We start from the raw sequence: 14,142 nt of genomic DNA on the forward strand, positions 1-14,142 counted from the left end.
CCGTGATCCGGTTACGGTCGGGCGTCATCGTCGCGGTGATCGCCCTGCTGGCCTCCCTCGTGACCTTCCCCGCGTACGCGCTCGACGGCATCTTTCACAACCCGACCGGGATCGACGACCTCTACTCCAGCGAGCCGACCGAACGCGCTCCCCGTGACCCGATGGCCGGGGACGCCGTCCAGATCAACGCCACCACCTGGCCCATCGAGTCCGGCCAGACCGTCTGGGTGACCTGGACCAAGAACGGGACCGCCCAGACCCCGATCGGCGCCGCCTGGGACCACAACAACGGCAACAACAGCTACTGGAAGATCAACCTGGGCACCTTCGCCCGAGGCGACAAGATCTCCTACACGGTCAACGCGGACGTGAACGGGGGCGGGCAGAAGAGCACGGGCCCGTTCGCGTTCACGGTCACCTCGTGGAGCACGGTGACGAACGTGACCGGCTACACCAACAACAGCACGTCGGTAGATGTCACGACTGGTGACAGCGCGGGGAGCTTCACGCCGAAGATCCGCTTCGCCTTCCCGGCGCTCGACCGCTTCCGCACGCAGATCGCCCCCAGCGGCCAGGGTCTGAACATTTCCGGAGTGTCCGGCTATACGGTGACGGATTCCGCGAGCACCCTCACCCTCTCCACCACGAGCCTGGTGCTGAAGATCCAGAAGTCGCCCTACCGCCTGTCGGTCTACAAGGGCGACGGGACGACGCTGATCACCCGGCAGTACGACCCCGCCACGTTCAGGAACATCGGCTGGGCCAGCGACGGCGCCACCACGGTCACCAAGATCGAGGACCACTTCATGTCGCCGTCGGGCGAGCGGTTCGAGGGCTTCGGCGAGCGCTATGACCGCCTCGACCAGCGCGGCACCGACGTGCACAACTACGTCTACAACCAGTATCGCGACCAGGGCAGCACCCGGCGCACCTACCTGAGCGTGCCGTTCTTCCTGAACTCGGCCGGTTACGGGGTCTACCTCCCCAGCACCCGCTACGCGATCTTCAACCTCAACACCCACCTCGCCGACCTGGCCGGGTTCACCGTCGACACGAGCGGCGCGCTCGACTCGACGCTGGACTACCACTTCTTCGCCGGCACCCCCGCGGAGATCGTGGACGACTACACCGCGGTCAGCGGCCGGCCGCAGCTGCCGCCCAAGTGGGCGTTCGGCGTGTGGATGTCGGCCAACGAGTGGAACACCCAGGCCGAGGTGGAGAGCGAGCTGGACAAGGTCGGGACGTACAAGATCCCGCACACGGCGATGGTGCTGGAGCAGTGGAGCGACGAGGCCACGTTCTACCTGTGGCACGGCGCCACGTACACGCCCAGCGCCGGCAGCGGGAAGCTCGCCTACGGCGACCTGACGTTCCCGGCGGGCGGCGAATGGCAGAACCCGAAGGCCATGGTCGCCAACGCCCACGGCAAGGGGATCAAGATGATCCTCTGGCAGATCCCGGTCTTCAAGGAGAACTTCGACACCAATCCCCCGACCGCGCCGCAGCAGCATCTCAACGATAAGAGCTACGCCCAGGCGCAGGGCTTTGTCGCGAAAAATCCGTCCAACGCGCCGTATCGGATTCCGACCGGACAGTGGTTCGGCGACAGCATGGTCCCCGACTTCACCAGTACGGCGGCGACCACCTGGTGGATGAGCAAGCGCGACTACCTGATCAACGAGGTCGCCATCGACGGCTTCAAGACCGACGGCAGCGAGGCGATCTTCGGCCGGGGCGTCACGTTCGCCGACGGCCGCAAGGGCGACGAGATGCACAACGCCTACCCCAACAGCTACACCAAGGCCTACAGCGACTACGTCAAGGCCGAGAGCGCGGACAACGTCATCTTCAGCCGGGCGGCCACCGCCGGCGGCCAGAAGAACTCGATCTTCTGGGCCGGTGACCAGAATTCCAGCTTCTCCGCCTTCCAGGAGGCGGTCAGGGCCCAGCTCAGCGCCGGGCAGTCCGGCGTGCCGTACACGGCCTGGGACCTGGCGGGCTTCACCGGTGACTTCCCCAGCGCCGAGCTCTACCTGCGGGCGGCGGCGCAGGCGACGTTCTCGCCGGTCATGCAGTATCACTCGGAGAAGTCGAACCCGGGCACGTCCGAGGCCCGCACGCCGTGGAACGTCCAGGCGCGCAGCGGCGACACGACGGTCGTGCCGACCTTCCGGAAGTTCGCCAACGTCCGGATGAACCTGATCCCCTACCTGTACACCGAGGCCAAGGCCAGTTCGACCACCGGGGCGCCGATGATGCGGGCGATGAGCTTCGCCTTCCCCGGCGACGCGACGGCCGCGGCGCAGGACCAGCAGTATCTGTTCGGCTCCCAGTTGCTCGTCGCGCCGGTGACCACGCAGGGCGCGACGACGAGGAACGTCTACCTGCCCGCGGGCGAGTGGTACGACCTGTGGAACGGCGGCCGCTTCACCGGCCCCGGCACCAAGTCCTACGCCACGGCCCTCGACACGATCCCGGTCTACGCCAGGCCGGGCGCGATCATCCCGCTCAACCTCAACGCCGACTACGAGCTCGGCGGCGAGATCGGCAACAGCGTCACGAGCTATCCGAACCTGGTCTTCCGGATCTACCCGTCGGGCAGCTCCTCCTACTCCTACTTCGAGGACTCGGCGGGCACGAACCGGACGATCAGCTCGGCCGAGAACTGGGCCGGACACTCGGTGACGCTCACCGTGCCCACGCTCACCACGACCAGCACGCTGCAGGTGGCGAGCACGAAGCCGACGACGGTGACCGGCGCGACCGCGCGGGCCACGCTGGCGGCGCTCCAGGCGGCGGCCGAGGGCTGGTGGTGGGACCCGGTGCGGCAGCTCACCTACGTCAAGCTGGCCGCCAGTGCGTCCAGCAGGACCGTCACGCTCAACGGCGTGGACAAGGCCGCGTACGAGGCGGAGTTCGGGACGGGCACCGGCACGACGACCAACACCGACCACGCGGGCTACACCGGCACCGGGTTCGTCGACAACTTCGCGAGCTCGGGTGACGCGGTGACCTTCCAGGTCAAGGCGGACGCGGCGGGCAGCCATCAGCTCAAGTTCCGCTACTCGACCACGGTGGCCGGCACCAGGACCGTCTACGTCGACGGCGTCTCGGCGGGCACGCTCACGCTGCCCGCGCAGGCGAACTGGGACACCTGGGGCACCGCCATGCTCACCACGGCCCTCACCGCGGGCGCGCACACCGTCAAGATCGCCTATGACGCGGCCAACACCGGCGGGATCAACCTCGACAACCTGGTGGTGGGCCGGCCATGAAACGCGCTCTCATCCTTCTGACGGTGCTCCTGGGCACCTTCCTCGTCGCGGGGGAGGCTCGGGCGGCGGTCCAGCGGGTGCAGTTCACCAGCGGATCGACCTATCTGATCGTCGAGTTCCTCGACGACGACCTCGTCCACTTCGAGCTGGCCTCAGGGACCAGCCCCGGCACCGGATCCGCGCTGTTCACCACGCCGCAGGTGGCGAAGAAGGACTACACCGGTCCGTCCTCGTTCAGCCAGAGCGGCAACACGCTGACCACGGCCTCGATGAAGGTCGAGGTCACGGCCGGCACGTTGTGCGTGCGGGTCTCGGACCCGGTCAGGCAGCTGTACGAGGCGTGCCCGCGCAACCTGACCCAGGCGTGGAAGGGCCTGACGATCACCAAAGGCTCGATCCAGAACGCGTACGGGCTGGGCGAGCAGTTCTTCATGGGCGGCAGCTCCGATGGCGACTGGGTGGGGCGCTCCCGCACCCCGGGAGGCCCCTACGGCAACGCCATGGCCTACGACACCGACAACGGCCCGGTGGGCAACGCGCAGATCCCCGTGCTGTTCGGGGTCGGCGCGTCGAACCTGAACTACGGGTTGCTGCTCGACCAGGTCTACAAGCAGGAGTGGAACCTGACCGGCGACCCGTGGACGGTCGACACCTGGGGCGACCAGCTCAGGTGGTACACGATGACCGGGCCGGACCTGCCCGATCTGCGCAAGGACTACATGGAGCTGACCGGCCGGCCGCCGGTGCCGCCGAAGAAGGCGTTCGGCATGTGGGTGTCGGAGTTCGGCTACGACAACTGGGCCGAGATCGACAGCCGGCTGAACGGGCTGCGGGCGGCGAAGTTCCCCGTGGATGGGTTCGTCCTGGATCTGCCCTGGTTCGGCGGGGTGACGGCCGGGTCCGACAACACCCGCATGGGCACGCTTTCCTGGGACACGGCCAACTTCCCCAACCCAGCGACCACTATTTCCAATTATCAGGCGAACAAGGGCATCGGCCTGATGACCATCGAGGAGTCGTACGTCGGCAAGAACCTCGCCGAGCACGCCGACCTCGCCAACCGCGGCTACCTCGTCAGGTCCGGCTGCGCGACCTGCTCCCCCGTCTACCTCACCGCCAACGACTGGTGGGGCCGCGGCGGCATGATCGACTGGACGCAGGACGCCGCGGCCGACTACTGGCAGACGACCAAGCGCCAGCCGCTCATCGACCAGGGCATCATGGGCCACTGGCTGGACCTGGGCGAACCGGAGATGTACGACGCGGCCGACTGGACGTCCGGCGTGCTGCCCGGCAAGCACGCCCACGCCGACTACCACAACGTCTACAACCTCAAGTGGGCCGAGAGCATCGCCAGGGGCTACGCGTCGAGCACCAAGCGGCCGTTCGTGCTGGCCCGCTCCGGCGCCGCCGGGATGCAGCGCTACGGCGTGGCCATGTGGTCGGCCGACATCGGCTCCAAGCTGACCGCGCTCGCCCAGCAGCAGAACGCGCAGCTGCACATGTCGATGTCCGGCATCGACTACTACGGCTCCGACATCGGCGGTTTCCGCCGCGAGATGCTCGACTCCGACCTGAACGAGCTCTACACCCAGTGGTTCGCCGACGGCGCCTGGTTCGAGGTGCCGATCCGGCCGCACACCGAGAACCTGTGCAACTGCGCCCAGACCTCGCCGGACGCGATCGGGCACACGGCCAGCAACCTCGCCAACCTCCGGCAACGGTATGAGCTTGCCCCGTACTACTACTCCCTGGCCCACCGGGCCTACCTATACGGCGAGCCCGTGGTGCCGCCGCTGGTGTACCAGTACCAGAACGACGCGAACGTCCGCGAGATGGGGCACGAGAAGCTCATCGGCCGCGACCTGCTCGTCGGCGTCGTAGCCGGCGCGAACGAGCGCAAACGGGACGTCTACCTGCCGGCGGGCTCCTGGTTCGACTACGCCTCGGGCGAGAAGCTCACCAGCACCGGCCAGTGGTTCACCGACCGGCCGCTCTGGGTCGGCGGCGCGTTCCGGCTGCCGGCGTTCGCCAGGGCGGGGGCGATCATCCCGAAGATGTACGTGGACGACAAGACCATGAACGTCGTGGGCAAGCGGACCGACGCCACCACCAGGAACGAGCTGGTGGCCCGGGTCTACACCGACCCGGCCGCCTCGAACTTCACCCTGTACGAGGACGACGGGGCGACGACCGGCTACCAGAGCGGCGCTGTACGCACGACGCTGTTGAGCCAGCAGCTCAGCGGTAGCACGGCGACCGTCACGGTGGCCGCCTCCAGCGGCACCTACACCGGCGCGCCCGCGAGCAGGACGAACGTGGTCGAGCTGGTCTCGGACACCCAGGCATCCGCCGTCACGCTCAACGGCACCGCGCTCACCCAGCACGCCACCAAGGCGGCCTTCGACGCCGCGACCAGCGGCTGGTACAACGCGGGCGGCAACCTGATCGTCGCCAAGTCGGCGAGCACGAGCGTCACAACCGCCAAGACGTTCGCGTTCACGCTCGGGCAGGCTCCGGCGTCGATGACGTTCAGGTGCGACAACGGCACGACCACCACGGGCCAGTCCGTCTACGCCGTGGGCAGTGTCCCGCAGCTCGGCGGCTGGTCGGTGGCCAGCGCGGTCAAACTGTCGCCGACCGCCTACCCGACCTGGACCGGAACCATCGGCAAGCTGCCGCCGAACAGCGCCATCGAGTGGAAGTGCGTCAAGCGCCAGGAGACGAACTTCCCCGACACCGCCGACCAGTGGCAACCCGGTGGCAACAGCACCTTCACCAGCCCCGCCTCGGGAACGGGAGGCACTACCACAGGGGCGTTCTGAGCGCCGGATCCGGCGCGTCCATCGAGGTCGCGGTGTTAGCCTCGAAGACGTGCTCGGATCCGGGACCAGCCTCAACGATCGCTACACGCTGATCAGCCGCGTGGGCGGCGGCGGCATGGGCGAGGTCTGGCGGGCCACCGACACGGTGCTCGGCCGGACCGTGGCGGTCAAGGTGCTCATCCCCGCCCTGACCGAGGACCCGAAGTTCGCCCAGCGGTTCCAGAACGAGGCCAGGGCGATGGCCACGCTGCGGCATCCCGGCGTGGTCGACGTCTACGACTACGGCACCTCCGAGGTCGACGGGCGCCAGGTGAGCTTCCTGGTGATGGAGTTCGTCGAGGGCGAGTCGCTCGACCGCGTCCTGCGCCGCGAGGCGCTCGGCCCGGCGGCCACCATGCGACTGGTCGCCGAGGTCGGCGACGCGCTGGCCGCCGCCCACGCGCAGGGCATCGTGCACCGCGACGTCAAACCGGCCAACCTGATGGTCCGGCCCGACGGCAGCGTGGCGCTCACCGACTTCGGCATCGCCCACTCGGTCTCCGCGGTCCAGCTGACGGCCACCGGCGCCATGCTCTGCTCGGCCGGCTACTGCGCCCCCGAGATGGCCACGGCCAGCGACGTCACCCCGGCCGTCGACATCTACGCGCTCGGCGTGGTCGCCTACCAGTGCCTGACCGGGCGGTTGCCGTTCGATGGCGACACTCCTGTCCAGATCATCTACAAGCATCTGCACGCCCCCGTCCCGGACCTACCCGCCGACGTGCCGCCGGGGCCGCGCCAGGTCGTGACGCGAGCGCTGGAAAAGACGCCGGACCGGCGCTGGCCGACGGCCACGCTGATGGCCGAGGCGGCGAGGAAGGCCCATGACGCGCCTGACTCGCTGGGCTCATCGGCCCTGCCGCCTACGCCGGACTTGCCGGACCTGCCACCCACGCCGGATTTGCCGCCGACGCCACGCGGCCGCCGCGCGCTGGCCGCCGCGCTGGCGGTGACCGTCGCGGTCCTGGTGACCGTGGCGGTCGCCGGGTCGGTGTGGATCCGCGACGACCAGGCGGCCGAGCAGAGCGGCAGCGTCCTGCCCCCCGTCACGACCGCCTCGAGCACACGCTCGACCCCCGCCACGCCGAGCAAGAAGCCGCTGGCGCCTCCGTCGAAGCGCTCCCCCACCGCGCGGCCGATCGTCTCCCGCACACCGACCGCCACCGCGACGGCCACCGCCCGCCCGACCGTGACCGCCCCAACGGCCACCCCGACCTCCGACGACCCCGAGCCGACAGACAAGCCCACCACACCCGAGCCGACGGCGCCCACGATCGAGCCCCCGGTCAGCGAGCCACCGACCGACACCATCCAGTGCATCAAGGCGCCCTGCCACACCTAGCCGCCCTCCTGACGGTCTCGGCCGGACAGGCGACTATCCGGTCGTGAGTAGGGTGATCGGGTGGATACCACTCGCGATCTGCTCGTAGCGCTGGCCCGCCGCTACGCCTTCTCCGACCTCGGAGCACTGGCCTCGTCCGAGGAGATCGCCGGCGTGTGCGAGTTCGGCAGCCGGCTGCTCTCGCTGGACGCGGAAGACTTCGCGGTCGAAGCGAAGGCCGTGCCCGCGGACCTGCGGCGGCGGGCACGGGCCTGCCACATGCCGCAGACCCCGCGCGAGCAGCCACGCGGCGCGCTGGAGTCGCTGCGGCCCGCCTACGGGCTGCTGCTGGAGGTCATCGCCGTCCGCTGGCAGCGCCGCGAGCTGAGCTCGATGATCGCCGCCGTCCACATCGCCAGCGAATACCTGCCGCTGCTGGCCTACGAGCCGCACCTGGGGCATGCCGGCGACCCCGCGCGCTGGCCCGCGGGGCTGAGCGCGCCGGGCAGCAGGTTCGGCGTGATCGGCGACCGCGAGTGCGACCACACCAAGTCCGAGCAGTCGGCCACCAACCGGACCCTGCGGGTGGCGAGCGAGCCGCCCGAGGGCTGGCGCGCGTACTTCGACCGGCAGCACAGCCAGGTGGCCGGCGCGATGGCCGTCTGCGTCGCCGACTGCCGCAACCCGTGCACGGCGATGCACTGGATCGACGCGGAAGAACGCGCCGACCTGCACGTACGGGCCCGCACCGCGCTGGCGTTCGCGGAAACGCCGCTCGTACGCCTGCGGCACGCGGCGCCCGTCGGCCACGGCTTCGGCGTGCCCTCGCCGGAAGAGGTGCTCGATGCCTGGCAGCGCAGCCGGTCGGCGCTGGACAAGAACGAGATCGGCTCGGCCGCGCTCCAGGATGACGGATTCCCGCTGCCCGGCCTGCCCGCGCTGTTCTCGGCCATCGGCCGCACCCCGATCGTGCCCGCCACGTTGCTGGCGGGCGTCAGCGAGCACGTCGCCGGCCTGCTCCAACGCTGACCTCTGGGCCTGGGGTTGCCGTTGCCCCCTGGGCCTGGGGTGGCGGGGGCACCCTGGAAGCCTCCAGACTGACCGCGTCGCCCGCCTCGCTTAGAAAGGCGGGGTGGGCGTCGCCTACCGCGGGGGCGCAGGCGACGCCCGATCTACCGCCTGGCGGTGGCCTGCTCACCCAGCATGCCGATGCCGTACAGCAGCCCGCCCACCAGGTCACCCGCGCTGAACGCCGTGGCCATCGACATGGCGGTCAGCCGGCACGCGGTGTCGGGCAGCCGCCGCCGGGCGTTCTCGCCGGTCACGATCTCCAGCGCCCGGCCGGCGACGTCCACGAAGATCAACACGGCCTCGTCGGCCTCTTCGCCGAGCGCGGCGTGCAGCCGCTCGGCGAAGTGCCGCCGGCCGCCCACCGGCGCGCCGAGGAAGGCGCCGAAGCGCAGGCCGCTGCGCCGCTCGGCGACGTGGAGCGCCTGCCTGATGTCGTCGGCCTGAGCCGAGGTCAGTCCGCGCATCGCCATCACCATCCCGCCGAAGCGCCGCCGACGCGCCTGCCGGGCTCGGCCGTCTCCGCCATCGCGACCCAGTCGGACTCGGGCGCCGGCGCCCAATGAGCGACCCGGTCGGCCAGCACCAGGCCCGAGGTGCTCACGCCGTGCTCGCTCCCGGACGGACCGCCCAGCCACACCGGGCCCGTCTCCATCCTCCGCGCCGAACCCCGCCCCGGCACCATGACCGCCAGGCTGATCAGCACGAACAGAGCGAGCGAAACCCCCAAGAGAAAAGCCAGAATCTCCAGCGCGCTGTCCACACCCAAGAACGTAATCCCGGTTCGGCTGTCCGGCCAGACCCGGTCGTGAGAGAGTCTGACTCAAGATCCCCCAGACAAGGTCAACTCAACTGTGGGATGCGATCCGAGAGAGCCGTCGAGCCGGGCCCCGATCAGGGCGGCCGTGCTGCCACAGGTGCAGATGCGGACGCGGACGCGGACGCAAGTGCAGATGCGGGCGCGGACGCATCTGCAGGTGGAGGTGCAGGCGTAGATCCCTGGTGGTAGGGCGGAAGCGGGTGACGGCGCGGGCACAGGAGGGCCTGACCGGGTGGCGGCGCAAGCCCGCCATGGGCCGCTTCTTCTGCGGACTCGGCCCCCGACCATCACGCCAGCGGCACGACACGGCTACCAGATCGCCGGTCGCCGGTCGCCCCAGAAGCCGCCCCTGGCCGACTCGACCTGGGCCGACAGTGAGATCAGTGTGCCTTCGGCGCCCAGGCGGCCCGCCAGCATGACGCCGATCGGCAGCCCGTCGGCGGTCCAGTGCAGGGGCAGGTTCACGGCGGGCTGGCCGGTCACATTGTAGATCGCGGGGAAGGCGGCGAACCTCTTCATCCGCTCGAACGTCTCCTCGACGTCGTCCACGTCCTCGAACCAGCCCACCGGCCGCGGCGGCTGTGTGACCGTCGGCGTGAGCACCGCGTCATAGGCGTTGGTCACCGTGAGCGCCGCCCTGGTGGCCAGCTGCAGAGCGGCCTGAGCCTGCAGGAACGTCGGGGCAGGAGTGGCGAAGCCGTGCTCGCGCAGCCGCCTGGTGAGCGGCCGGAGAAGATCGACCTGGTCCTCGGCCACGGGGTGCATGCAGGCGAAGGCGTACCACATGACGGTGAACTGCGGCACGGTCTCCGGTCCGAACGGCGGCTCGATCTCGACGACCTCGTGGCCGAGTGCGGCCAGCGTCGCGGCGGCGGCCTCGTACGCGACGAGCACGTCCGGATGGACGTCGGCGCCGGGCACGACCGGCCGGGCGTAGCGGGCGATGCGCAGCCGGCCCGGCTCGCGTCCGGCGCACTCCAGGAACGTGCCTTCGTGCGGCGGCGCGAGGTAGAGGTCGCCGGGGTTGTTGTGCGCCATCACGTCGAGCAGCGCCGCGGCGTCGGCGACGGTACGGGCGAGGGGGCCGTTCGTCGACAGGCCCGCGAGGTCGGGGATGATCGGCGCGAAGCTGATCCGGCCACGGGTGGGTTTGATGCCGAACAGCCCGCACACCGAAGCCGGGATGCGGATCGAACCGGCCCCGTCGCTGCCCTGCGCGGCCGGCGCCAGCCCGGCGGCCACGGCCGCGGCGGCGCCGCCGCTCGACCCGCCCGCGGAGGTACGCGGATCCCATGGCGAGCGAGAGGGCGGCGAGAGGGCGGTCTCGGTGTAGCAGGGCAGGCCGAACTCCGGTGTCGCGGTCTTCCCCAGCATCACCGTGCCAGCGTCACGCAGGCGCTCGACCACCGTGTCGTCCATCGGGGCGACGAAACCCCGGTATGTCGACGACCCGAACATGATGGGCACGTCCTTCACCAGGTTAAGATCCTTTATGGGGATCGGCACTCCGGCGAGGGGTCCGTCTGGCAGCTCCTTGGCCAGACGGTGCGCCTGTTCGAGCGCTCTCTCGGCGGTCACCGTCACAAACGCACCCACCTGTGGATCGATTCGCTCGATCCGATCGAGGTAGTGCCGCGTGAGCTCGACCGGCGAAATCTCCTGGTCACGGATGGCTTGCGCCTGCTCGAGCGCCGAAAGCTCGTGAAGTTCTCGCACGCTACCGCACACTAGGCATCTCTAGAGAAGAACGTAATAGATACCCGGAAAACGGGCGTAGAACACAGTGAGCTGGGCCATAAAACTATGGACAAGGCAGCACTAGGAATCGACAAGAACCACGGGCTACGGTGAGTTACGTGGACTCCGACCATCAGCGAGAAGACGGTCACAACTCCTCACCCATCTGGGTGAGTGACCGACCCGAAGGCGAGCCGGCCCCCGCGAAGCAATCGGCGCCCACGTCAACCTACGCGCCCATCGAGCGCGCGTCGTTGCGCAGCCTGCTCCAACAGCCACGCTTCCGCCGCATGCGCAACCGCGCCCTGCTGGCGATCCCCGTCGGCGTGGTCGTGGGCATCCTCGTGGGCGACTGGCGGGTAGGCGTGACCGCGGGCGTGATCGCGGCCATCCTCGACACTGTCTACCGAGCGCGGTCCAACTCGACCGTGCCGGCCTGGCGCCGTGCCTCCATCGCGGAGCGCCGCACCGAGGCCCAACTGCGCAAACTCGAACGCAACGGCTATCGCACGCTCCACGCGCGGGCGATACCGGACAGCGAGGCCCAGATCGACCACCTCGTGGTGGGCCCGACGGGCGTCTACGCGGTCGACTCCGAGAAGTGGGACAAACGGCTGCCCGTACGCGTCCAGATGGGCAAGAAGCTCTTCCATGGGCCGTTCGACATGAAGCCACGTCTCACCGAGGCCAAATGGGAGGCTTCGCGGGCCAGCGAGCTGATCAGCGAGGCCTACGGCAAGGAGATCTCCGTCGTGCCCTCGCTGGCCATCTACGGGCCGCCCGTGCCGTGGAAGATCATGACGATCCGCGGCGTGGACGTCTATGAAGGCGGCCGTGCCCGCAAGTGGATCACGAAGCGGGAGCGGGCGCTCACCAAGGCCGAGATCGACCGCCTGCACGACATCGCGGCCCAGGTCCTGCCCGCGAGATACGGCGAGGGCTGACCGATCCAGCTCTGAAGGCACGCCCGTCGACAGTTCCGACGGGCGTGCCTTCGGCAGTTCCGGAGGCACGCCCCGCGTGGGCGGGATCCACCCAGCTCGCCGCCGTACGCGTTCCGAGCCGTGGACAGTTGTCTCAGCAACCGGGCAAATGGTCGTACGATGTGAGGACTCGCAACGATGGGAGAAGTTCAATGCCCGCCCTCAGGTCTCGTACGGTCACCCATGGCAGGAACATGGTCGGCGCCCGCGCCCTCCTCCGGGCGACCGGCGTAGCCGGGAGCGATTTCGGCAAGCCCATCATCGCCGTGGCCAACAGCTTCACGCAGTTCGTGCCGGGCCACGTTCATCTGCGCGACGTCGGCGACGTGGTGTCCGCCGCGATTCGCGAGGCGGGGGCGATCCCGCGTGAGTTCAACACGATCGCGGTCGACGACGGCATCGCGATGGGCCACGGCGGCATGCTCTATTCGCTGCCGTCGCGCGAGCTGATCGCCGACGCCGTCGAGTACATGGTCAACGCCCACTGCGCCGACGCGATGATCTGCGTCTCCAACTGCGACAAGATCACGCCGGGCATGCTGCTGGCCGCCTTCCGGCTCAACATCCCGACGATCTTCGTCTCGGGTGGGCCGATGGAGGCGGGCAAGACGCCCGGCCGCAAGCTCGACCTGATCGACCCGATGGTCGCCGCCGCCGACAGCAGCGTCTCCGACGAGGATCTGCTGGAGATGGAGGAGAACGCCTGCCCGACCTGCGGGTCGTGCTCGGGCATGTTCACCGCCAACTCCATGAACTGCCTGGCCGAGGCGATCGGCCTCGCGCTGCCGGGCAACGGCACGATCCTGGCCACGCACAAGGCGCGCAAGAACCTGTTCGAGGACGCCGGGCGCCAGCTCGTGGAGATCACCCGCCGCTACTACGAGGACGGCGACGAGTCGGTGCTGCCGCGCTCGATCGCCACCAGCGAGGCCTTCGAGAACGCGATGGCGCTGGACGTGGCGATGGGCGGCTCGACCAACACGATCCTGCACATCCTGGCCGCGGCCCGCGAGGCCGAGGTCGACTTCGGGCTCAAGGAGATCAACGAGATCTCCCTGCGTGTGCCGTGCCTGTGCAAGGTGGCTCCGGCGACGAACAAATACCACGTCGAGGACGTGCACCGCGCGGGCGGCATCCCGGCCATCCTGGGTGAGCTCGACCGCGCCGGGCTGCTCCACCGCGACGTGCCGACGGTCAACGGCGCCACGCTCGGCGAGACGATCGCCGCCTGGGACCCCCAGTCGCCCACGGTGCGGCCCGAGGCCCTGGAGCTGTGGCACGCGGCGCCGGGCAACGTCCGCACGGTCAAGCCATACTCGCAGGACAACCGCTGGGACTCCCTCGACCTCGACCGGGCCGAGGGCTGCGTGCGCGACCTGGCGCACGCCTACAGCGCGGACGGCGGGCTCGCGGTGCTCTACGGCAACATCTCGCGTGACGGCGCCGTGGTGAAGACGGCCGGGGTCGACGAGTCGATCTGGAAGTTCAGCGGGCCGGCGGTGGTGTTCGAGTCGCAGGAGCAGGCGGTCGAGGGCATCCTCGGCGACCGGGTCAAGGAGGGCGACGTGGTCGTCATCCGCTACGAGGGGCCGAAGGGCGGGCCGGGCATGCAGGAGATGCTCTACCCGACGTCGTTCCTCAAGGGCCGGGGCCTGGGCAAGGCGTGCGCGCTGGTCACCGACGGCCGCTTCTCCGGCGGCACGTCCGGGCTGTCGATCGGGCACGCCTCTCCGGAGGCGGCCGAGGGCGGCATGATCGCGCTGGTCGAGGACGGCGACACGATCGAGATCGACATCCCCAACCGGTCGATGGAGCTCCGGGTCCCCGAGGCCGAGCTGGCGGAGCGCCGTACGCGCCTGCTCGCCGACCTGGGCGGCTACCGGCCCCGCGACCGCAACCGCCCGGTCAGCGCCGCCCTGCAGGCGTACGCGGCCATGACGACCTCGGCCTCCACGGGCGCCTCTCGCGACCTCTCCCAGCTGTCGCGATAAGTTTCTTTTACGGCAGGCACGGTGGGCCCCACCCGCCGTGCCTGCTGGGGTCTGTCCAGGGGCACGCTCCTCCGGTTCACCGG

9 protein-coding genes are annotated in these 14,142 nt (G+C 69.7%); 6 read left to right on the forward strand and 3 right to left on the reverse strand.

From position 1 onward, the window contains the following. Positions 1–2: 2 nt before the first annotated feature. The 4 genes from AB0C30_RS39075 to AB0C30_RS39090 are packed head-to-tail and all read left to right on the forward strand — an operon-like array spanning position 3 to position 8,489. Positions 3–3,275, forward strand: coding sequence for a TIM-barrel domain-containing protein (locus AB0C30_RS39075; protein WP_357953517.1), 3,273 nt, complete (start codon positions 3–5; stop codon positions 3,273–3,275). Continuing rightward, the gene (locus AB0C30_RS39080) at positions 3,272–6,100 is read left to right on the forward strand and encodes a TIM-barrel domain-containing protein (protein WP_357953519.1); all 2,829 of its coding nucleotides are present in this window, start codon (positions 3,272–3,274) and stop codon (positions 6,098–6,100) included. The genes AB0C30_RS39075 and AB0C30_RS39080 overlap by 4 nt, the downstream gene beginning before the upstream one ends. 49 nt (positions 6,101–6,149) lie before the next feature. Beyond that, positions 6,150–7,481 (forward strand): serine/threonine-protein kinase, encoded by a 1,332-nt coding sequence (locus AB0C30_RS39085; protein ID WP_357953522.1) that lies wholly within the window; start codon positions 6,150–6,152, stop codon positions 7,479–7,481. 60 nt (positions 7,482–7,541) lie between these two features. After that, the gene (locus AB0C30_RS39090; protein ID WP_357953524.1) at positions 7,542–8,489 is read left to right on the forward strand and encodes a hypothetical protein; all 948 of its coding nucleotides are present in this window, start codon (positions 7,542–7,544) and stop codon (positions 8,487–8,489) included. A gap of 143 nt (positions 8,490–8,632) precedes the next feature. On the opposite strand, the gene AB0C30_RS39095 is transcribed toward AB0C30_RS39090, so the two are convergent. The 3 genes from AB0C30_RS39095 to AB0C30_RS39105 all read right to left on the reverse strand — a co-directional run bounded on the left by AB0C30_RS39095 (position 8,633) and on the right by AB0C30_RS39105 (position 11,064). After that, complete coding sequence (locus tag AB0C30_RS39095; protein WP_357953526.1) at positions 8,633–8,995, reverse strand: DUF5130 family protein; 363 nt, start codon at positions 8,993–8,995, stop codon at positions 8,633–8,635. Between the two features lie 5 nt (positions 8,996–9,000). After that, positions 9,001–9,291 (reverse strand): hypothetical protein, encoded by a 291-nt coding sequence (locus AB0C30_RS39100; protein WP_357953528.1) that lies wholly within the window; start codon positions 9,289–9,291, stop codon positions 9,001–9,003. A gap of 366 nt (positions 9,292–9,657) precedes the next feature. After that, positions 9,658–11,064 carry an amidase gene (locus AB0C30_RS39105; RefSeq protein ID WP_357953529.1) on the reverse strand — a complete coding sequence of 469 codons (1,407 nt, stop codon included), beginning with the start codon at positions 11,062–11,064 and terminating at the stop codon, positions 9,658–9,660. 140 nt (positions 11,065–11,204) lie between these two features. Between AB0C30_RS39105 and AB0C30_RS39110 the strand changes: the two genes are divergently transcribed. Both AB0C30_RS39110 and ilvD read left to right on the forward strand, forming a co-directional pair. Then, complete coding sequence (locus tag AB0C30_RS39110) at positions 11,205–12,029, forward strand: nuclease-related domain-containing protein (protein WP_357953531.1); 825 nt, start codon at positions 11,205–11,207, stop codon at positions 12,027–12,029. Positions 12,030–12,220: 191 nt separating this feature from the next. After that, positions 12,221–14,059: a dihydroxy-acid dehydratase gene (gene ilvD / locus AB0C30_RS39115; RefSeq protein ID WP_357953532.1), complete on the forward strand. Its 1,839-nt coding sequence runs from the start codon at positions 12,221–12,223 to the stop codon at positions 14,057–14,059. The last annotated feature ends 83 nt before the right edge of the window (positions 14,060–14,142 follow it).

Origin of the sequence: Nonomuraea sp. NPDC048901, assembly GCF_040649695.1 — a bacterium.
Classification (GTDB): domain Bacteria; phylum Actinomycetota; class Actinomycetes; order Streptosporangiales; family Streptosporangiaceae; genus Nonomuraea.